This is a genomic window from Gallaecimonas sp. GXIMD4217, assembly GCF_038087665.1.
Classification (GTDB): Bacteria; Pseudomonadota; Gammaproteobacteria; order Enterobacterales; family Gallaecimonadaceae; genus Gallaecimonas.
In genome coordinates this window covers 116,755-137,299 of record NZ_CP149925.1, presented here as the reverse complement: position 1 = coordinate 137,299, position 20,545 = coordinate 116,755, and the positions used below count along the sequence as shown (strand labels likewise).

Below are 20,545 nucleotides of genomic sequence, written 5' to 3'. Positions count from 1 at the left end.
CTTTATTGATCCTGGTCAACCACAAGATATGGGTTTCAAACTAAATCTAATACACAAGATATTGTGATTAACCCTGGATTTAGTAAGGAGACTCCATGTCTGGCAAGCAGCGCCTGGTCGTCAAGCGGGACGGCAGCCTGGCCCCCTTCGATGCCGACCGCATCACCCACGCCATCGCCAAGGCCGGCCGCGCCACCGGCGAGTTCGACCAAGACGAGGCCGCCGCCCTCTGCCAGCAGGTGCTGCCGGCCCTGCCGGAGCGGCCCAGGGTGGAGGCCATCCAGGACCAGGTGGAACGGCTGCTGGCCGCCGCCGGCCACTTCGCCACCGCCAAGGCCTACATCCTCTACCGGGAGCGCCGCCACAGCCTGCGTGCCGACAGGGGCACCCTGGTGGACGTGGAAGCCACCATCAACGAATACCTCCAGCGCGAGGACTGGCGCATCAGCGCCAACGCCAACCAGGGCTACAGCCTGGGCGGCCTGATCCTCAACGTCTCCGGCAAGGTCATCGCCAACTTCTGGCTCAGCCACATCTACGACGCCGCCATCGGCAAGGCCCACCGCAACGGCGATCTGCACATCCACGACCTGGACATGCTCAGCGGCTACTGCGCCGGCTGGTCGCTGCGCACCCTGCTGCACGAGGGCTTCAACGGCGTGCCCGGCAAGGTGGAATCGGCCCCGCCCAGGCACCTGAGATCCGCCCTGGGGCAGATGGTCAATTTCCTGGGTACATTGCAGAACGAATGGGCCGGCGCCCAGGCGTTCAGCTCCTTCGACACCTACCTGGCCCCCTTCGTACGCCGGGACAAGCTGAGCTACGAGGAGGTCAAGCAGGGCATCCAGGAGTTCATCCACAACCTCAACGTACCGTCCCGCTGGGGCACCCAGACCCCCTTCACCAACCTCACCTTCGACTGGGTCTGCCCGGAGGATCTGCGCCAGCAGGTGCCGGTCATCGCCGGCGAGGAGATGCCGTTTTGCTACGGCGAGCTGCAGGCGGAGATGGACCTCATCAACAGGGCCTACATCGAGGTGATGCAGGCCGGCGACGCCAAGGGCCGGGTGTTCACCTTCCCCATCCCCACCTACAACATCACCGAAGACTTCGACTGGGACAGCGCCAACGCCGATCGCCTGTTCGAGATGACCGCCCGCTACGGCCTGCCCTACTTCCAGAACTTCATCAATTCCGACATGAAGCCCAACCAGATCCGCTCCATGTGCTGCCGGCTGCAGCTGGATCTGCGCGAGCTGCTCAAGCGCGGCAACGGCCTGTTCGGCTCCGCCGAGCAGACCGGCTCCTTGGGGGTGGTCACCATCAACTGCGCCCGCCTGGGCCACCTGTTCCAGGGCGATTGGCCGGGCCTGCTGGCGCGCCTGGACCAGCTGATGGATCTGGGCCGGGACAGCCTGGAGCTCAAGCGCAAGGTGATCCAGCAGTTCATGGACCAGGGCCTGTTCCCCTACACCAAGCGCTACCTGGGCACCCTGCGCAACCACTTCTCCACCCTGGGGGTGAACGGCATCAACGAGATGGTGCGCAACTTCACCGGCGGCGAGCACGACATCAGCAGCGACCCTGGCCACGCCCTGGCGGTGGCGCTGCTGGATCACGTGCGGGCACGCATGGTCCAGTACCAGGAGGAAACCGGCCATCTCTACAACCTGGAGGCCACCCCGGCGGAAGGCACCACCTACCGCTTCGCCAAGGAGGACCGCAAGCGCTACCCGGGCATACTCCAGGCCGGCACCGACGACCAGCCCTACTACACCAACTCCAGCCAGCTGCCGGTGGGCTTCACCGAGGATCCCTTCGAGGCCCTGAGCCGCCAGGACGAGCTGCAGTGCAAGTACACCGGCGGCACCGTGCTGCACCTGTACATGGCCGAGCGCATCTCCAGCATCCAGGCCTGCAAGGCCCTGGTGCGGCGCGCCCTGGGCCGGTTCCGCCTGCCCTACATCACCGTCACCCCCACCTTTTCCATCTGCCCCAAACACGGCTACCTGGACGGGGAGCACGAGTTCTGCCCCCGTTGCGACGACGAACTGCTGGCCAGGCAGGCCGGCTGAAACCAAGGAGAAAAACCATGCAAACAAAACCACTGAACGACAACGAACGTACCCGCTGCGAGATCTGGACCCGGGTCATGGGCTACCACAGGCCGGTATCGGCCTTTAACCCCGGCAAGCAGGCCGAGCACGCCGAGCGCCGCCACTTCACCGAGGACGCCGCCCGCTCATGACGGAGACAGCCCTGGTCATCAGTGGGGTCACCCCCTTCACCACCCTGGATTATCCGGCTCATCTGTCCGCGGTGGTCTGGTGCCAGGGCTGCCCCTGGCGTTGCCGCTATTGCCACAACCCCGAGCTGCTGTGCGGCAAGCCCGAACAACAGCTGGACTGGCAGGACATCAGGGCCTGGCTCCAGGAGCGCACCGGCCTGCTGGACGCCGTGGTGTTCAGCGGCGGCGAGGCCAGCCTGCAACCCGGCCTGGCCCAGGCCATGGCCGAGGTGAAGGCCCTGGGCTTCAAGGTCGGCCTGCACAGCGCCGGCGTCTCCCCCAAGCACCTGGAACCCCTGCTGAAGCTGGTGGACTGGCTGGGCCTGGACATCAAGGCCCTGCCGGCGGACCTGGATGGCATCATAGGCAAGCCCGGCCAGGGTGACCGGCACTGGCAATGCCTGGATCTGGCCCTGCAGAGCGGCGTGGATTTCGAGGTGCGCACCACCTGGCACGGCGAGCTGATGCCGGTGGCGGCGCTGAAGATGCTGATGAAGTCGCTGGCGGCCAGGGGCGTGAGACACCATGCCCTGCAGCTGGTCAGGCCCGGCCAGATGCTGGACCCGGGCCTGGGCCGCCCCAACGTCAGCGAGACGACGCTGGCGGCGCTGACGGCCCTGGGCCTGTCGCTGTTTCCCCACTTTGAGCTGCGCCGTTGAGGTAGGAAGCGACGATGCGGTCCAGCTCGCCCCTGGCCTTGACCTTGGCCAGGACCCTGTTGAACTCCTCGACGAAGGCATCCCGGTAGGGGTAACGGCTCTCGTAACGGCTGAAGGCCAGGTAGGCCATCTCCCTGGAGACGCTGGCCTTCTGGCCGATCCCGGCCAGGGCCATGGGCCAGCCCTGCTCCTCCAGCACCTCGAGATCGAAGAGGATGGCGCGGCGGTCGTTGATGTAGCAGTCGATGCGGTGCAGCACCATCTTCAGCAGGTTGGACTGGTTGGAATGGGCCGCTTCCAGGCGGATCCAGCCCTGTGCCACGGCCTGCCGGAAGGCCTCGCCGCCCAGGGCGAAGCCGCTGTTGATGCCGAAGGTCAGGCCCTGGAAGTCGTCCGGGAAGGCGGGCTTGTCCGGCAGCACCACGTCATCGCGGCAGAACACCGCCACTTCTTCTTCCAGCATGGGCGCCGAGTAGCGGCCGATCCAGGGCCTTTCCTTCAGGTGCAGGTAGGGGGGAAAGAGGGCAAAGCTGTCGCCCAGCTCCAGCATGCGCAGGCCACGCTTCCAGGGCATGGGCTGCAGTTCCACCTGGTAGCCGGGCATCTCGGCGAAGACGACCTTGAGCAGATCCACGTAGATGCCCCTGAACTGGCCATCCTGCAGGTAGCTGTAGGGCGGGTAATACTGGTCGCCCTGTATGACCAGGGCCAGGGGCTTGGCCCAGGCCAGCCAGGGCAACAGCAACAGGGAACAGAGGCGTAGTCTCACAAGGCGACTCCTGGGTAGCGGCCTTCTAAGCCTACGCCGACTCCGTCCTTAGCGCACCTCCCAGATGTCGCGCACCTGGCCGGTCCAGGCCCGCTGCTTGACCCGGAAATGGCGGTAGCCGCGGCGGGTCTTGAACACCAGGGTGTAGCGGATGTTGCGGATGCTGTTGTCCACCTCGGTGGCGCGGACGAAGCGGGCACGGTTCAGGTCGAACTCCTCCCGGGCCAGGTTGATGGCCTTGTAGACGTCGTCGCGGTCCAGGCCGGCGCGCAGCACGGCGTCGATGTCGCCGTCGCGGTCGTGATCGCGGCGCTGCTCGCGGCAGTGACCGCCGCCCAGCTCGATGAAGTAGCGCTGCTCGTCGTCGAAACGCCCACCCAGGTTGTAACCCCAGGCATCCCAGCACTGGTTGCGGTCGTCATCGTCGTAGCGGCGATGTTGCCACTTGCGGTTGTGCTCCTGGCGGAACTTCTGGTGGGCGGCGGGCGGTGCCCCCTTGGCCTTGGGGACGGCGGCGGGCGGCTTGCCATGGCTCGGCGGCGGCACCTGGTTTGGCGGCGGCGAGGCCCAGGCGGTAAAGGCAAGAATGCTCAGGCTCAGCAGGGCTAGGGTCTTCTTCATATTGGCCTCCTATGGCGCTGTTAAGTAAAACCTAAAGGGCCCCTTATGAATTCAGCCTGAACCCGTCACAAAGCCCGGTTTGCGGTACAGCCACCACAGCGCCAGGCCGCGCGTGGCCAAAAAGGCGCTCAGCGCCAGCCAGAGGCCATGGTTACCCCAGCCCTGGCTCAGCCACCACAGCGGGAAGAAGACCCCGAAGGTGGCCAGCACCATGGTGTTGCGCATCTCCCTGGCGCGGGTGGCACCCACGAAGACGCCATCGTAGAGGTAGCACCACAGCGCCACCAGCGGCAACGCCACCACCCAGGGCAGGTAGCGGACCGCCTCCTGGCGCACCGCCGCCACGTCCGTCAGGAGGGCGATGATGGCCTCGCCGCCCAGGGCGAACAGCACCACGAAGGCGCCGGCAAAGGCCAGCGACCAGTGGGCGCAGATCCGCACCCAGGCCCTCAGTCCGATTTCGTCTTTTTCCCCGACGGCCTTGCCGGTGAGGGCCTCGGCGGCATAGGCGATGCCGTCCAGGGCGTAGGAGATCAGCAGCAGGAAGTTGAGCAGCACCGCGTTGGCGGCCACCACGGCGTCACCCAGGCGGGCGCCCTGGAAGGTGACGAACAGGAAGCAGAGCTGCAGGCAGAGGCTGCGCAGCAGTATGTCGCGGTTGAGCAGCCACAGCCGCCGCCAGCCACCGCGGCCAAGCAGGGCCAGCCAGTGCCGGTGGACGCCGGGCAGCCGCCTGGCCACCAGGTACAGGCCCAGCCCCAGGGCCAGGTAGTCGGCGATGACCGAGGCCAGGGCGGCGCCCGCCACCTGCCAGCCCAGGCCCACCACCAGCAGCAGATCCAGCGCCATGTTGACGCCGTTGCCGAGCAGCAGCAGCGCCATGGGCCCCTTGGTGTCCTGGCGTCCCACCAAAAAGCCCAGCACCACCAGGTTGCACAGAGCCGCCGGCGCCGCCCAGATGCGGATATAGAAATAGCTGGCCGCCTGGGCCCGCACCTGCTCGGAGCCGCCGCTCAGCCACAGCCCCAGCTCGCCTATGGGCCACTGCAGCACCAGCAAGGCCGCCGCCAGTGCCAGGGCCACCGCCAGGCCCTTGCCCAGCCAGACGGCCAGGGCCTGGCCGTCGCCTTTGCCGTGGGCCTGGGCGATAAGGCCGGTGGTGCTCATGCGCAGGAAGCCGCACAGCCAGAACAGGAAGGTGATCAGCATGCTGCCCACGGCCACCCCGCCCAGGAAGGCGGCGTCGTCCAGGTGGCCGATCACGGCCGTGTCCACCAGCCCCAGCAGCGGCACGCTGATGTTGGACAGGATCATGGGCAGGGCCAGGGCCAGCACCTGGCGGTAGGGTCGGGGATCCATGGCGATCTCGGTCACAAATTTGCGTCAGTGTACCCGGGCAACCGTCCTGAGGCAGCCCGGCCGCGACGAAAGAAGGGCCACCACCGTGAAGCCCGAGTCGAAATTCTTTAAAATCCCCGCCACATCCACAACAACAATGAACAGCCATGCGCCTTTTTAGCCTCATCGCCGCCACCATGCTGCTGGCCGCCAGCTTCCTTGCCAGGGCCGACCAGCACAGCTTCGCCAACCATGACCAGCTCAGGGTCAGCCACCTGAGCCTGGATCTGACCGTCAACTTCGACAGGAAGGTCCTGGACGGCAACGTGGTGCTGGATATCCGCCGCCTGGACCAGGATGCCCGCACCCTGATCCTGGATACCCGCGACCTGCATATCCGCAAGGTGGAGCAGAACAGCGGCAACGGCTGGCTGGCCACCGGCTGGCAGCTGAAGGAGGCCGACGCCAACCTGGGTTCGGCCCTGCACATCCAGCTGCCCAGGGGCGCCCACCAGGTGCGGGTGCACTACCGTACCTCCCCCAAGGCCTCCGGCCTGCAATGGCTGGCGCCCGAGCAGACCGCCGGCAAGCGGCATCCCTTCCTGTTCTCCCAGGCCCAGGCCATCCACGCCCGCAGCTTCATTCCGCTGCAGGACAGCCCGGCGGTGCGGGTGACCTATGACGCCGTGATCCGCACCCCCAGGGAGCTGCTGGCGGTGATGAGCGCCGAGATGGAGCAGGATCCGGTCCGCGACGGCGAGTACCACTTCAACATGCCCCAGCCCATCCCCTCCTACCTGATCGCCCTGGGCGTCGGCGACCTGGCGGTCAAGCCCATGAGCCAGCGCACCGCCGTCTATGCCGAGCCGGCGGTGCTGGAGGCGGCGGCCTGGGAGTTCGCCGACACCGAAGCCATGATGGAGAAGGTGGAAGCCATGTACGGCGCCTACCCCTGGGGCCGCTACGACCTGCTGATCCTGCCGCCCAGCTTCCCCTTCGGCGGCATGGAGAACCCGCGCCTGTCCTTCATCACCCCCACGGTGATCGCCGGCGACAAGTCGCTGGTGTCGCTGATCGCCCACGAGCTGGCCCATTCCTGGTCCGGCAACCTGGTCACCAACGGCGCCTGGCGGGATCTGTGGCTGAACGAGGGCTTCACCACCTACCTGACCTACCGCATCATGGAGGCCCTGTACGGCAAGGATCGCGAGCGCATGGAGGCCCTGCTGGGCTACAACGAACTGCTGGAAGACATCGACCAGCTGGACCCGCGCGACACCAAGCTGGCCCTGGAGCTGGCCGGCCGTGACCCGGACGACGCCTTCAGCGACATCCCCTACGAGAAGGGCGCGCTGATGCTGTTCGAGCTGGAGGCCAAGGTGGGCCGCGAGCGCTTCGACGCCTTCATCAAGGACTACTTCAGCCGCTTCGCCTTCCAATCCATGGACACCGAGCGCTTCCTGGCCCACATGGAGGCCACCTTGGTCAAGGAAGGCAAGGTCGAGCTGGACAGGCTCAAGGCCTGGATCTTCCAGCCCGGCCTGCCGGACGGCGCTCCCAAGCCCAGCTCCCAGGCCTTCGTGAAGGTCAAGGCGGAGCTGGACGCCTGGCTGGCCGGCGACAAGGGCCTTGCTCAGCTGCCCACCCGGGGCTGGAACACCCAGCAGTGGATCTATTTCATTTATCAGCTTCCCGACAGCATCGGAAAAGCACAATTAGCCGAACTTGATAAAGCCTTTGCTTTTAGTGGCGCCAACAACAGCGAGATCGCCCACGCCTGGTATCGTCAGGCCATCGAGCACGACTACCAGCCGGCGTTCACCCCCATGGAAGGCTATCTGCAGCGTATCGGTCGCCGCCGCCTGGTGGTGCCGCTGTACAAGATGCTGATGGAGAAACCCCAATACCAGGGTTTTGCCAAGGCCGCCTATGAAAAGGCCAGGCCCGGCTACCATCCCCTGGCACAGGGCACACTGGATCAGCTTGTACGATAATCCAAGACGCCGCCCCAGAGCGGCGTCGCTGTTTAAGGAATCGATGATATGTGGCGTTGGTTGTTACTTTGTCTTTGCCTGCCGGTCATGGCCGCCCAGCAGACAGTGGTGCTGCTCTACCACCATGTGGCCGAGGACAGCCCCTTTTCCACCAGCACCAGGCCGGACGATTTCCGCGCCCACCTGGAGCACCTGAAACAGGGCGGCTTCACCGTAGTGCCGCTGAGCCAGGCCATCGCCGCCGCCAAGGGCGAGGCCCAGGTGCCGGACAAGGCCGTGGCCATCACCTTCGACGACGGCTACAGGGACATCGCCGAGAACGCGGCGCCGCTGCTGGCCCAGTACGGCTACCCCTATACCCTGTTCGTGAACCCCGCCAGCCTGGGCGCCCCCGGCATGATGAGCCGCGCCGACCTGGCCGAGCTGGCCCAGCAGGGCGCCACCATCGCCAACCACGGCTGGGGCCATCCCCACCTCACCGAGCTGCCCCTGGACAGGGCCAAGGCCGCCATCCTCGACGCCCAGCAGGCCCTGCCGGCCAGCCCCAGGTGGCTGGCCTGGCCCTATGGCGAATACAACGGCGAGCTGCAGGCCTTCCTGCGGGCCGAGGGTTACGTGGCCTTCGGCCAGCAGTCCGGCCCCATGGGCCCGGGCTCGGATCTCACCGCCCTGCCCCGCTTCCCGGCCGCCGGCCATTACGCGGATCTGGCCAGCCTCAAGCTCAAGCTCAACACCTTGCACCTGCCGGTGGCCAGCTCCGACACCGAGATGCTGCGCGTTAACGGCTACAGCCCGGCCCTGACCCTGACCGTCAAGGCCGAGGACGCCGACATGGGCCGCTTCAACTGCTTCTTCGAAGGCCAGGTGCTGGATCTGGCCATCCAGGGCCAGCAAGCCCAGGTGCCGGCCCTGGATCTGCCACCGGGCCGCTCCAGGGTCAACTGCACAGCCCCCTCCAAGGACCAGCCCGGCCGCTTCTACTGGTGGTCCCAGCCCTGGCTGAGCCCCAAGGCCCAGTAACGGCAAGGCCCCAGCGGGGCCTTGTCGCCTAAGGGCAAAATGCCCAACCCGCTCCTATGCTTTATATCCCGAAACGGATCCATGGGAGTCGCCAATGAAAACCCTGTTCCTTGCCCTGCTGCTGGTCCTGGCCGCCCCGGCCCTGGCCAAGAGCCAGCTCTACCTGGTGGAGTTCGAGGCCAATGCCGCCGGCAGCCCCACCTCCGAGGCCCAGGCCATCGAACTGCTGGAGACACTGATCATCCCCAGCCTGGAGAGCCTGGCCGCCGAAAGGCGCATCAAGGCCGGCGGCATCCTGGTGGGGGCCAGGGCCGGCGCCTTCGTGCTCTCGGCCGGCTCCCACGAGGAGGTCACGGAACTGGTGCGGGCCCTGCCCGGCTGGGGCGTGCTCAACTGGCACGTCACGCCGATGGAAAGCTTCAGCCACCGGGCCGAGCTGGAAAAGCGGGTGGTCAAGGAGCTGAAGGCGGGGCAATAGACCAGTACGCCGTTGATCGGCCGCCACCGGCATGCTCCAATGCCAGAACCGATCTCGCCGGGAGGCCCCATGATCGAAGAACTGCTGGAGCTGGGCGCCCGCCCCTTGCTGAAGGCCCTCTATTACCTGGCCCGAGTCCTGGTGTGGCTGCTGTGGGAGCTGCTGTGCGAGACCCTGTGCTGGTACCTGGGCTGGCCGGTGGTGAAGGTGCTGACCCTGGGACTATGCCCAAGCGTCGGCATCCATGAACAGGACAGGGCCGGTGTCGGCGACAACCTGGTGGTGATGGCCACCGGCCTGATCTGGCCCCTGGTGCTGACCAGGCAGCTGGCGCCTTTCGCCTGAAGCATCAGTGCCTTGGCATTGGGGCGGTGCTCTGCTAGAGTCCTCCGCCCTTTTTTGTTGCGCTCATGTTAAGCGCAGCCTGGCCCCATGGAGGATGTTTTATGTTGATCCGCGACTACCAGCCCAGCGATGCCCGCGCCCTCGCCGATATCTTCTACGACAGCATCCACAGCGTGGCCCTGGAGTATTACACCCAGGCCCAGGTCGATCAGTGGGCGCCCCTGCCCAAGGACTACGGCCATTGGCAGCAGCGCCTGGACGCCAAGCCGCCTTATGTGGCCGAGATCGACGGCCAGGTGGTGGGCTTCATCACCTTGGAAGACGACGGCCACGTGGACTGGACCTATACGCACAGGGCTCACCAGCGCCGCGGCATCGCCGGCAGCCTCTACGCCCACCTGGAAGCCCAGGCCAGGGCCAAGGGCATCCGGCGCCTGTACGTGGAGGCCTCCTACCTGGCCAGGCCCTTCTTCACCAAGCAGGGCTTCGTGGAGGTACGCCGCAACGACACCGAGCGTAACGGCGAGATCCTCACCAACTGGACCATGGAGAAGGTGCTGGCCGAGGCCTGAGCCGCCGCTTTTCATCCACGACAAAAATGGGGCCAATGGCCCCCTTTTTTTGCCCGTGGCCTAGCCCGCGCTGGCCGAAAGCTGCTCGCAGAGCCTGGCCAGGCAGCCTTCCAGCCGGGCGTATTCCGCCTCGCCCAGGCCCGCCGCCAGCCGCTGCTCCAAGGCGTCGTAGACGGCGGCCTGGGCCTGGGTCAGCAGGGTCCGGCCCTGGTCGGTAAGCAGTATGTGCTGGGCGCGGGCGTCGAACTGGCAGGGAATGCGCTTGACCAGGCCACGCTTTTCCAGCTTCTTGACCATGGTGCTGGCCGAGGACTTCTGCACCTGCAGCTCCGCCGCCAGGGTCGACAGGTGGCTGCTGTCGTCGTGGGGCCGGCCCGAGGGCCTGGCCTCCTCCGCCGCCTGCACCAGCTTCAGGTACTCGAACTCGCTATAGCTGAGTTCCCCCTCCAGACCCTGGGCCGCCCAGGCCCGGGTCAGCTGCCGTTGCAGGGCCATCAGTGATTGTGCCAACGCCATGGGCACTCCCCTTGATACTTAGTCAGGCGAACCATTCTAGCCGCCCCCGCCTCCCCTTCCCAGGCGCATTTGGTTTGACAGCCTAACCTTTTTGACCTTATGGTTAGCCTGTCTAACCAAAAAAGGAGCCATTGCCATGACCTCATCAGAACACCCCGCCCTGCCGGGGGCCTGGTCAGATCACCAGGCCGACCAATACCTGCGCCAGTGGGGCCAGGTGCCGCTTCACGACAGGGTGGCCGAGCTGGCCGGCATACGGGCCGGCGACAGGGTACTGGATATCGGCTGTGGCGGTGGCCACCTGGCCCGCCTGCTGGCGGCCCTGGGCGCCCAGGTGACGGGCGTGGATCCCACCCCCAGGATGGTGGAACAGGCCCGGGCTCAGAGCCAGAACCTGGCCCAGGCACCCGAGTTCCTGGAGGCGAGCGCCGAAAGGCTGCCCCTGGACGACGACGGCCTCGACCTGGCCCTGGCGGTATGCAGCCTGCACCACTGGCAGGATCTGGCCGCCGGCCTGGCCGAGGTGCGCCGGGTGCTGAGGCCGGGCGGGCGCCTGGTGATCATCGAGGAGAACTGGGCCGAGCTGCTGCCGGAGCTTGGCGAGCAGTTCCCCGGCGCCAGCCCCGAGGACTTCCCGGTCCTGGATATGGCCCGGCTCGCCTGCCAGCTCCGCGATGCCGGGCTGGCCCCGGGCCAGCCCGGGGACTACCGGGCCCCCGGCATTGCCGTTCATCTTCTGACCGCGACCAAGGAGTAACAGATGGAGTTCACCCTGACCCTGATGGGCCTGTCCCTGTACCTGCTGATCTGGGAGAAACTGCCGGACTGGGGCAGCTGGTTCAACCGGCTGGTGGCCGCCCTGCCCAGGCCCCTGGCCTACCTGTACCAGGCCTGGCGCTGCCCCTACTGCTTCGGTTTCTGGGCGGCCCTGGCCCTGCACGGCCTGACCGGCCACTGGACCTTGCCGGCCCTGGCGGAGAGCCCCGCCTACCTGGGCCCGGCCGGGCCGGCCATCGCCTGGTTCCTGGACGCCCTGGCCACGGCGCTGTTGATCATGGCCGGCAAGCTGATGCTGAGCGCCATCGCCGTACCGGCCATCAAGGGCCACCAGATGACAGAGCAATTTCGCGCCGCCATGAAGGAAGCGGCCTGACAACCCCAAGGAGAAATCATGAACGAACTGCAGGAACTGCTGCTCAAGGCGACGCTGATCGGCACCGGCGCCACCCTTGCCATGGACGCCTGGGCGCTGCTGCTGAAGCGGCTGTTCGGGATCCCGCCCCTGGACTACAGCCTGGTGGGGCGCTGGCTGGGGCACATGCCCAAAGGTACCTGGGCCCATCCCCATATCGCCAGGGCGGCGCCGGTGGCAGGCGAACGGCTGCTGGGCTGGGGCGCCCATTACGGCATCGGCATCGCCTTTGCCGCCCTGCTGCTGGGGCTGTGGGGACCGGGCTGGGCCGACGATCCCTCCCTGGCGCCGGCGCTGCTGGTGGGGATAGGCACCCTGGCGGCGCCCTTCCTGCTGATGCAGCCCTGCCTGGGCTTCGGCATTGCCGCCGCCAAGGCTCCCAACCCCAGCCGGGCCCGCCTGCTCAGCCTGGCCGCCCACAGCGCCTTTGGCCTCGGCCTGTACCTGTCGGCCCTGGCCTGGCGCGCCCTGCTGGCCGCCTAGTTCCCCTGCAGGCGGTGCTCCAGGAAGATCACCCCCTGGGGCGCCGCCTTGTCTTCCCGGCGGGTGAAGCCCGCCTTTTCCAGCACCCGAATGGAGGCGCCATTGTCGGTCTCGACGCCACCGACCAGGGTGTGGATCCCGCCCTGCTGGCCGGCCCAGGCCACCAGCCCCGAAATCAGCTCGCTGGCCAGGCCCTGGCCCCAGTGCATTTCCCCCAGCAGGTAACCCAGGTGCAGATCGCCGTCGTCACCGTGCAGGAACAGCAGCCCCACCAGTGCGCCCTGGTGCTCCACCACCAGCATGGCGCTCTCGGCGTCCCGCTCCCTGAGCCACAGCTCGGCCTGCTCCCTGGTCTGGATCTGCTGCCAGCCCGGCGGCAGGGTGCGGGTCACCGCCGGGGTCAGCAGCTTGAGGATTTCCCCGGCGAAGGCGTCGCGGTCCGGCAACCCGGCCAGGCGTAGCCGCCAGGGGCGCACCTGGAGCCTTGGGGTGTGGAAATGGCAGTCGGGGATGGTCATGGGCGTTACCTGTTGGGCCTGGGGTCCAGCCTCTCATGTTTTTGGCGGCTTTGCCCCGGCTATTTGCGCGGCTGGGCTGCCTCCAATAAAAAAGGTTCATCGCGGATCTCCGGGGAAGGCGGCTTTTATCTTCAGGAAGAAGTACTCCAGATCCCGATAGCCATAAGCCATCCGCTTCATCAGTTTGATTTTGTTGTTCATCCCCTCCAGCCGGCAGGTATGGAGGGGATAGCTGGCGGAAGCGACTATCCCTGGCAAGTAGGGTTTTAGCTTACGGGCGAACTGCAACAGCGGCGCGATGCCACTTTCCTCCACCTGCTGCCACCAGAGCCGCCATTGGCGATGGGCCGTTTGCTCATCGCGGCAGTACCACAGCGCCTTCAACTGCTCCTTGAGCACGTAGACCACCATCAGATCACGGTTGGCGGCCAGCAAGGCTTCGAGGCGGCCACGTTCCTTGTCATTGAGATTGCCCTCGTTTTTGAGCAACACCCAGCGGCTACGCTTGATATGACGGCGGGCCTGCTGCTCGGTGCCCTGGGCCTTGGCACAGTCGAGCCGCACCCGGTCAATCACCTCCCGGCCATACTTGGCCACCACATGGAACAGGTCGTAGACCACCCTGGCGTTGGGGCAATGCGCCTGCACCTCCAGATCGAAGGCGGTGTTCATGTCCATCGCCACGGCCTCGATCTGCTGACAGCGTTCGCCTAGCCGCTCGAAGAAGGGCCGGATGCTGCGGCGACTGCGTCCCTCGCCTATCCACAACACCTGGTGGGTATCCGCATCGGCGATGACGGTGGCGTAGCGGTGGCCCTTGAACAGGGCGAACTCATCCATGACCAGTCGTCGCAACCGGGACCAGTCGGGCTCGGTGACCTGCCGCTGCAGGCGGCGCTTGTCGATGGCCTTCACGGTGTGCCAGTGCAGCCCCAGCAGTTCACCGACCTGCTTGACCGGCAGTAACGCCAGTAGGCGTTCGGCGTAGCGTTCCAGACGGCAGCTCAAACGGGCGAAGGGACGCAGCCAGGAGATGTGTTCGGTCCCTCGGCCGCACTGATGGCAGTTAAGCCGTCGCACCGGCACCTTGAGGGTCACGGTATGGTCCATCAGTGCGCGATCGGCGACCGTTCTCCAGGTGGTGTCGTGGACGGCTTGGGCCAGCTTGCCGCAACGACAGCAGGGCGGGCGATTGGGGCTGAGGTGAATGGTGAGATGTTGGTCGTGTTGCTCTATGTGGTCGGGGCTAAAGCCTTCCCACAGCTCGAACGGAAGGGTAAGCTGCGACATCGAAAACGGCTGGTTGGTTAGTGTCTTTGTTTGGCGACATCACAATAACCTATCCAGCCGTTTTCACATCTATTCCCCGCTAATGTGCGAAGAACCATAAAAAAGGCCGCCTCGCGGCGGCCAATAGACAAGGGAGTGGAAACCTAGCGCCTGCGGCGCAGGCCCATCAGGGCCAGCAGGCCCAGGCCCAAGCCCAGCGAGCCGCCACCGCTGCCGCCCTGCTCGGACAGCGGCTTGATGACCAGGGTGAACTGCCTGCTTTCGGTGAACTCACCGTCGCTGACACTGACCTCGAAGGTGGCACGGCGATCCCCATCCACCTCGGGCAGGTCCAGCACCAGCAGGCCGTTGCCCTTGTCCTGCACCTCGACGGCGGGACCGGCGGTTTGCCTGACGCTGTAGTCGAGAGCGTCGCCGTCGGCATCGGCCAGGCCAAGATCCAGCTCCAGGCTAGTGCCCATGTCGGCTGACAGGCTGGCGGGGAAGGACAGGGTCGGCGCCTGGTTGCTGTTGCCAAGGGCAAAGCTGCCGCCTTGGGCCTGGAAACCGGCCTTGTCGCTGTCCAGGGACCAGGTCACCTGGAAGTCGCCGGAGGCCGGGACCCGTTGGGCCAGGTCAAACTGCACCAGGCCGCTCTTGGCACCGGCCGGCAGGCGGATGCTGAGTTCGGTATCGCTGTGGCTGACGCTCATGCCTTCGACACCACTGCTCTCGACCAGGGCCAGGCCCGCATCCATGTCCAGCTCGACCCGGTATTCCAGCTCGTCTGGGGTGGGGTTGCCCGGCACCAGCAGTTCGACCCGGGCACGCTGGCCATGGGCCAGTTCACCCTGAACCACCTTGGCCGTGGTGGTGGGAGCGGTACGGTTGATCACCATGCTGGTGCTGCCAAGCACCCTGTTGGTGCTGCTGGAGGTACGGTCGAAGATCTCCAGTTCGCCGTAGTAAACCCCTTGGTCCATCTCACCTATCCAGTCCAGGGAGGCATCCACAAACTGGTAGGGGTCGGCGCTGGGGTTGTCCAGGCTGGCCACGGTGTCCAGGCGCTCCTCGCTGGGGGACATCAGCACGTCCAGGCGGATCCTGTCCTGGTCGGCGCCACTGCCCTCGAAGTTGTGAACCAGCACCCAGTAGAGTCCCTCACCGGCATTGAAGCTGCAGCCTTCACCGACATTGGCGACGGTGGCGCAGACCTGGGTCAGTTCGACCACTTCGGGCAGGCCGTTGTTGTTGCTGTCCAGGCCGATGAAGAGATCCACGTCCTTGGCTTCCGAGGCACCCACTATGACCCTGAGGTCGGTGGCAGTGGCGACATCCAGCATCTGGACGCTGGCGCCGTCGGCCAGATCGTCGAAGGGGGAGCTGTTGTCGCTGTCCTGGGCAACCAGCAGTTCGTGGGTGGTCGCCCGCTCCAGCGGCTTGGCATTGAGCACCACGTCGCTGGGGTAGCGGAAGCGCAGGCCCGGCAGGGTGAGCACGCCTTGGCTCCAGAAGTAATCCTGGCGCAGCAGCAGGGGAATGTCCGCGATCATGGGCTTGAGCGCCACCGGCATGGACAGGGTGGGCGAGCCATCCATGGGGACCAGGTTGAAGCGCTGGAAGCTCCAGTCCTCACCGACCCGGGAGGCCAGGGAAGCGGTGAAGGTCACCTGGACGCTTTCGCCGGCCTGGATATCGAACTGGGCGGGAGAGGCGCCCAAGCTGACACCGTCCAGGGCGCCCATGGGCTGGAGGGACCAGCTGCCGTCCCGGGTGGCCCGGAAGGTACGGGTCCAGCTACAGGTGCCGGGGCACTGGCCGTCGCTCAGCATGGGCAGGTTCAGCAGGGTCGGATCGCCGCCCTGGTTGGGATCGGCGGCCTTGTAGTCGTCCACGGGCACGTCCATGACCAGGCCGGCCTGGGCGGCCATATCGACCCTCAGCACGCCGGAGCCGGTGTCAAAGAAGCCGGCCGGGCTGATGCCGTCTTCCTTGATCACGTCCGGGTTGGCGGTGAGCATCATGGCGGACTGGATCTCGGCAGGGGTCCAGTCGGGATGCAGCTGGCGCAGCAGGGCGGCGGCTCCGGCCACATGGGGGGTAGCCATGGAGGTGCCGCTGAGGAAGCTGAAATCCGCGGGGGCGGCCGCAAAGGAAGAGACGAAGGGCATCTCGTCGGCATAGGCGGCATAGATGTCAACACCGGGCGCGGAGATATGGGGCACCATCAGCTCGGGTACGGCGGCGTAGGGGCCGCGTCCGGAGAAGGGCGCCATCACATCGGCCCCGGCCGGATCGTACTGCGCTTCGGTGCCGGCCAGGGTGACCATGGGCGTGTCCGTGGTCCTGACCCAGTCCAGCAGGGTCTCGCCGCCTTGCTGGTCGATCAGCACGGTTGGCAGCCGATAGCGCACCGACACCAGTTGCTGATTGGAGCTTGCCGTATTGCGGATGACCACGGCCGCGGCCCTGGACATGTTGGAGACCTTGTCCACCAGGGGGATCTCGCCCCGGTCGCAGATCACCACCTTGCCACTCAACTCGCTGTTCACGGGATCACGGAAGCTGAGACGCTGGTCGCAGAGGGCCAGGTTGTTGCCGTCCATGTCCTCGTAGTCGCCGGCATAGACGATGGGGGCACTCTCGGTCAGGTTGTTGAGTTGGGTGAAGCTGGTAAAGACGTCGGCCACACCGGTGATGGGGGCCAGCACCTCGCCCTGGGCACCTGTTCCGGACAGTTGATGGGTCCAGATCCGCTCATGGGTGGTGGCACCCACGGACAAGCCCCAGGGCGCCACGTTGCCATCGGTAGAAGGTCCCGGGCCCGAGTTGCCGGCGGCCATGGCCACCACTATGCCGGCCTCGCGGGCGGACAGGAAGGCCACCGAGGAGGGATCGTTCCAGGGGTCCGGCTGTATCAGGGCGCTGGGGCCTATGGAGTAGTTGATCACGTCCACGCCGTCTTCGATGGCGAGCTCCACCGACTTCACCGTCAGGCTGGGATAGCAGGCCTGGGCGTCACACACCTGGTAGGAGATGACATTGGCATGGGGGGCCACGCCGGCCATTTCCGGCAGCATGATGCCCGTTTCCACGCCGTCGCTGACCGCTTCACGGAAGCCGGGCAACAGCACGGGCACGTCGTGCAGCACGTTGCCGGCCGTGGTGGAGGCGGTATGGCTGCCGTGGCCGTTGTAGTCCTCGCCGTTGGCGGGACGAATGCCGTCGTAATTGCCGGTGATTTCCGGGTAGCTGTAGACGCCGATCAGCTTGTCGTTACAGAGGCTGGCGTCGCTCACGCAGTCGCCCAGGAAGTTGCCGGCACCATAGGGGTTACTGACGGTGTAGCCGTCATCGCCGGTGGCGGCAAAGGCCCTGTTGTCGGTGTTGACGCCGGTATCGAAGATACCCACGATGACGCCTTCACCCTTGGCGCTCAGGCCGGTGGCGCTGCCGTCCCAGACGTTGCCGGCGCCGATATGGCCGGGGCCGTTGTCCGTCATCAGCTTGTGGGGCACTTCCTTGATCACCCGGGCCACCTGGGGCAGGGCCAGCAGCTGCTCCGCTTCGGCCGGGCTGAGATCCAGCACCATGCCGTTGAAGGCCACGCTGAAGTCGAGGCGACTGTGCAGCTCACGGCCCAGGGCCTGGCGGGCCCCGTCCATGAACACCGTCTTGTGCCTGGCCAGCTCATGCCTGTAGGCCTTCATGGCCGGGGTCTTCAGGGCCGCCCGCACCATTTGGGTCGGCGGCATGGCCTTGGCCCTCTGCAGGCCCAGGTCGGCGCCATCCTTGGGTTGCTGCAGCAGCTCGACGGCCTGGAGGGCGGCCGGCTTTTGCAGAAATTGCACTATGTAGCGGTTACGGCCGTCGGCATTGGCGGCGACCTCCACGTCGGCGTTGATGACGTTGTTGACCTTGCGTTGCCAGCCGAAGCTCTTGCTGCCTTGTTCGGCCAGGGCCGAGCCGGCGAAACCGGCCGCCACGGCCAGCGCTATGATGGATTTCTTATGCATGGGGTACCTCAACTCTTGCGTTGGACGGGCGTGCCGAAAGTTCTGCGGGCCAGGGCCAGTAGCCCCAGGAACAGGGTGGCGAAACCGAAGCTGCCGCCGCCGCTGCCGGTGTCGGGCTGCACGGGCTCGGCCACCGTCAGCCGGAATGCCTTGCTGAAGATCTCGCCGTTGGCATCTTCCGCGGACAGCGCCAGGGTCACTTCGCCTTCGGTGAGCGGCGCTGTGCCGGTCAGGGTGCCGTCCGGCGACATGGTGAACACGGTACGGGCGCCCCCGGTCTGGGACCAGCTCAGGCTGACCGGCGCCTTGGCGCCACTGATCGCCGGGGTCAGGGTGAAGGTTGCCCCCGGCGCCGCCTGGGCATCGTCACCGCTGATGACGGGGTTGCCGGTGTTGACCACCTTGACGGCCAGGACCTGGCTGACGGCCTGGGTGCCATCGTCGGCACTGAGGGTGAATTCGAGCTGGGTGTCTTCGGCCACGAAGCCGGCCTCCAGGGTCAGGCTGGCACCCTCGGCCCGGAAGGCCACCGCCGGACCGGCGGTCTGTTGCCAGTCCAGGACCAGTTCGCTCCCCTGAGGTGACGCCGCCTGGGCTTCGACCACCAGGGTCTGGCCCTCATCCAGGGTGTGCGCCTGCAGCGGCTGGATCCTGGGCGACAGGTAACGGGGAGCGCGAACCTTGATGACGTCATTGACAACGCGCTCTGGCCGATCCAGATCCTGGACGGTCAGGACCACGGGCAGGCTGTCGGCAAGGCTGTCGTTGGCGGCCAGCTCCAGGGTGACGACCTTGTCGGCAATGGCCGCACCGGCGTCCACCTTGCTGGAGCCGCTGTCGGCACCGGCTTCATGGGCCGAGCCGATGTTGTCCAATACCTTCAGCTCGAGACGCTGCTGCTCGCCCGGGGCCAGCAGCACCGGACCGGGTTTCTCAACCAGGATGTCCTGGCTGACGCCCGAGTTGGCGTTGCCGTCGAAATTGAGGAGATTGACGGGGCCATTGAAGCCCCCCTGGGTGTAGGCCAGCAGCGGCTGGCCGAACAGGGTGCGGCCCAGGCCAAGCCTGCCACCAACCTGGATACTGCCATCGGAGAAGGTGACGACATCGCCCACCTGGGTGCCGGCATTCGCATCGATAACCTGTGCCTGCAGGCTATACATGGTCGGTATGCCTTCGACGCCATAGGTCAGGTTCAGCTGGCCGGCCTCGTTGAGGATGAACTCCGGGTTCTGGTAACCGCTGAACCAGTCCTCCACGGGGCCGCTGCGAAACAGGGCTTTCCAGGGCAGGACAAAGCCGGGCTCGGTCTCGCCGGCCGGGTTCCAGGTGAACTTGCCGTCCCGGGATACGGCCACGGCCTTGATGGCCTCGTGCTGAATGAAGAAGCCCTCTTCGTCCGGCTCGTTCTTGTACGCGAGCCAGGTGAAGTAATACTGATCGCCGTCGTAGGCCAGGGAGGCGGCACCGTTGCCCTGGTGCTCGCCGGAGACGCGCAGGCCCTGGCCCGGGAAGCTCTTGGTGCCGTCCCCATGCAGGTGCTGCAGCAGTAGGATCCCCAGGTTGGGGCCGGTCGGGTGACGCCAGCCGATCACCATGCCGCCTTCCCCGTCCGCCATCACGTCCATTGAGCGGGCGGAATCGACGGCATGCTGCAGGTTGTCGCCCGAGGTGATGGCCACCGGCGCCGGCCATAACGGCTTGCCGTCGGCCAGGGCGTATTTCTGTACCTGGTAGTGGGACTGGGTGGTGCCGGGCTCCTTGCCCACTTCCAGCAGCACCAACACGGCGTCGTCCGTGACCACGGGCTTGGTGGCATAGGTATAGCGGCCATCCAGCTGCACGTCCTGGCTCCACAGGAGCTTGCCGTCCTTGTCCAGGCAGGCGATGCCGCTAAAGCCGTCCACGGTCAGGCCCGTGTGGCCCTTGGCCCAGGTCACCACTATGTGCTCGCCCTTGGCGGCCATGTCCAGGCCCAGGCCGTTGACCTGCAGATCGGCCCCTGGGGTCAGGTTGAGGGGGCTCTCCCAGGCCAGGCTGCCGTCCTTGTTGACCTTGGCCACCTGGACGGTGCTCTGCTCACTTGGGTTGTTGGCGGGATAGATGTCGTTGGCGACATAGGCATTGCCCTCTTCGTCCACCACTGTGTCATAGCTCGAAGCGAATCTCTTGAAGGTATCGAACAGCAGCACGGGCTCGGGCCAGCTTTGGTTGCCCTGGGCATCATAGTGCTGCAGGAAGATATCGAAGCCGCCGCTGTCGGTGAAGGAGTTGTAGCCACCGTTACGGAAGCTGACATAGGCGCCCCCCTGGTGATCGGCGACGACCAGCGGCGAGTTGCCATTGCCGGTGACCTGGATGGGCGCCGTGGCCGGTTCGCTGGGCCATTGGCCCCAGGCCGGCGCCATGGCCCCAAGGGCCACGGCAACCGCCAGGGCGGTATAGGTTTTCTGGGTCATTTTGATGAC

Annotated in this window: 19 protein-coding genes; 11 read left to right on the top strand and 8 right to left on the bottom strand. The window is 66.1% G+C overall.

Annotated elements, in window-relative coordinates; translation table 11 throughout:
• The first annotated feature begins 95 nt into the window (after positions 1-95).
• From WDB71_RS00680 to WDB71_RS00670, 3 genes are read left to right on the top strand one after another with little or no spacing between them, the layout of a single operon-like run.
• Entirely contained in the window at positions 96-2,075 is a 1,980-nt protein-coding gene (locus tag WDB71_RS00680; protein WP_341502741.1) for a ribonucleoside triphosphate reductase, read from the top strand.
• 17 nt (positions 2,076-2,092) lie between these two features.
• Entirely contained in the window at positions 2,093-2,248 is a 156-nt protein-coding gene (gene nrdD, locus WDB71_RS00675) for an anaerobic ribonucleoside-triphosphate reductase (protein WP_341502740.1), read from the top strand.
• A complete protein-coding gene (locus tag WDB71_RS00670; protein WP_341502739.1) occupies positions 2,245-2,946 on the top strand; it encodes an anaerobic ribonucleoside-triphosphate reductase activating protein in 702 nt (233 codons plus the stop codon). The genes nrdD and WDB71_RS00670 overlap by 4 nt, the downstream gene beginning before the upstream one ends.
• Here the strand turns inward: WDB71_RS00670 and WDB71_RS00665 are convergent.
• Genes WDB71_RS00665 through dinF form a run of 3 tightly spaced genes read right to left on the bottom strand, consistent with a single transcriptional unit; the run spans position 2,873 to position 5,695 of the window.
• Positions 2,873-3,715 (bottom strand): transporter substrate-binding domain-containing protein, encoded by an 843-nt coding sequence (locus WDB71_RS00665; RefSeq protein ID WP_341502738.1) that lies wholly within the window; start codon positions 3,713-3,715, stop codon positions 2,873-2,875. The genes WDB71_RS00670 and WDB71_RS00665 overlap by 74 nt on opposite strands.
• Positions 3,716-3,763: 48 nt before the next feature.
• Positions 3,764-4,336, bottom strand: a complete 573-nt coding sequence (locus WDB71_RS00660; RefSeq protein ID WP_341502737.1) for a hypothetical protein — start codon at positions 4,334-4,336, stop codon at positions 3,764-3,766.
• Positions 4,337-4,387: 51 nt separating this feature from the next.
• Entirely contained in the window at positions 4,388-5,695 is a 1,308-nt protein-coding gene (gene dinF / locus WDB71_RS00655) for an MATE family efflux transporter DinF (protein ID WP_341502736.1), read from the bottom strand.
• Between the two features lie 146 nt (positions 5,696-5,841).
• Between dinF and WDB71_RS00650 the strand changes: the two genes are divergently transcribed.
• The 5 genes from WDB71_RS00650 to WDB71_RS00630 all read left to right on the top strand — a co-directional run bounded on the left by WDB71_RS00650 (position 5,842) and on the right by WDB71_RS00630 (position 10,083).
• A complete protein-coding gene (locus tag WDB71_RS00650) occupies positions 5,842-7,668 on the top strand; it encodes a M1 family metallopeptidase (protein ID WP_341502735.1) in 1,827 nt (608 codons plus the stop codon).
• Between the two features lie 48 nt (positions 7,669-7,716).
• Positions 7,717-8,688 (top strand): polysaccharide deacetylase family protein, encoded by a 972-nt coding sequence (locus WDB71_RS00645; protein WP_341502734.1) that lies wholly within the window; start codon positions 7,717-7,719, stop codon positions 8,686-8,688.
• 94 nt (positions 8,689-8,782) lie between these two features.
• Positions 8,783-9,166, top strand: coding sequence for a hypothetical protein (locus WDB71_RS00640; RefSeq protein ID WP_341502733.1), 384 nt, complete (start codon positions 8,783-8,785; stop codon positions 9,164-9,166).
• 69 nt (positions 9,167-9,235) lie between these two features.
• Positions 9,236-9,511, top strand: a complete 276-nt coding sequence (locus tag WDB71_RS00635) for a hypothetical protein (protein ID WP_341502732.1) — start codon at positions 9,236-9,238, stop codon at positions 9,509-9,511.
• Positions 9,512-9,612: 101 nt separating this feature from the next.
• On the top strand, positions 9,613-10,083 hold the full coding sequence (locus tag WDB71_RS00630) for a GNAT family N-acetyltransferase (protein WP_341502731.1): 471 nt from the start codon (positions 9,613-9,615) through the stop codon (positions 10,081-10,083).
• Between the two features lie 60 nt (positions 10,084-10,143).
• On the opposite strand, the gene WDB71_RS00625 is transcribed toward WDB71_RS00630, so the two are convergent.
• Positions 10,144-10,599, bottom strand: coding sequence for a MarR family transcriptional regulator (locus tag WDB71_RS00625; protein WP_341502730.1), 456 nt, complete (start codon positions 10,597-10,599; stop codon positions 10,144-10,146).
• 136 nt (positions 10,600-10,735) lie between these two features.
• Here WDB71_RS00625 and WDB71_RS00620 point away from each other — a divergent pair, with 136 nt between their 5' ends.
• The 3 genes from WDB71_RS00620 to WDB71_RS00610 are packed head-to-tail and all read left to right on the top strand — an operon-like array spanning position 10,736 to position 12,274.
• Positions 10,736-11,356: a methyltransferase domain-containing protein gene (locus WDB71_RS00620; protein WP_341502729.1), complete on the top strand. Its 621-nt coding sequence runs from the start codon at positions 10,736-10,738 to the stop codon at positions 11,354-11,356.
• Positions 11,357-11,359: 3 nt separating this feature from the next.
• Positions 11,360-11,752: a hypothetical protein gene (locus WDB71_RS00615; RefSeq protein WP_341502728.1), complete on the top strand. Its 393-nt coding sequence runs from the start codon at positions 11,360-11,362 to the stop codon at positions 11,750-11,752.
• Positions 11,753-11,770: 18 nt separating this feature from the next.
• Positions 11,771-12,274: a DUF2938 domain-containing protein gene (locus WDB71_RS00610; RefSeq protein ID WP_341502727.1), complete on the top strand. Its 504-nt coding sequence runs from the start codon at positions 11,771-11,773 to the stop codon at positions 12,272-12,274.
• Here the strand turns inward: WDB71_RS00610 and WDB71_RS00605 are convergent.
• The 4 genes from WDB71_RS00605 to WDB71_RS00590 form a co-directional block, all read right to left on the bottom strand.
• On the bottom strand, positions 12,271-12,792 hold the full coding sequence (locus WDB71_RS00605; protein WP_341502726.1) for a GNAT family N-acetyltransferase: 522 nt from the start codon (positions 12,790-12,792) through the stop codon (positions 12,271-12,273). The genes WDB71_RS00610 and WDB71_RS00605 overlap by 4 nt on opposite strands.
• 96 nt (positions 12,793-12,888) lie before the next feature.
• A complete protein-coding gene (locus WDB71_RS00600) occupies positions 12,889-14,082 on the bottom strand; it encodes an ISL3 family transposase (RefSeq protein WP_341501879.1) in 1,194 nt (397 codons plus the stop codon).
• Between the two features lie 143 nt (positions 14,083-14,225).
• Positions 14,226-18,077, bottom strand: a complete 3,852-nt coding sequence (locus WDB71_RS00595) for a S8 family serine peptidase (RefSeq protein ID WP_341502725.1) — start codon at positions 18,075-18,077, stop codon at positions 14,226-14,228.
• 8 nt (positions 18,078-18,085) lie between these two features.
• Positions 18,086-20,536: a hypothetical protein gene (locus tag WDB71_RS00590; RefSeq protein ID WP_341502724.1), complete on the bottom strand. Its 2,451-nt coding sequence runs from the start codon at positions 20,534-20,536 to the stop codon at positions 18,086-18,088.
• Between the last annotated feature and the right edge of the window lie 9 nt (positions 20,537-20,545).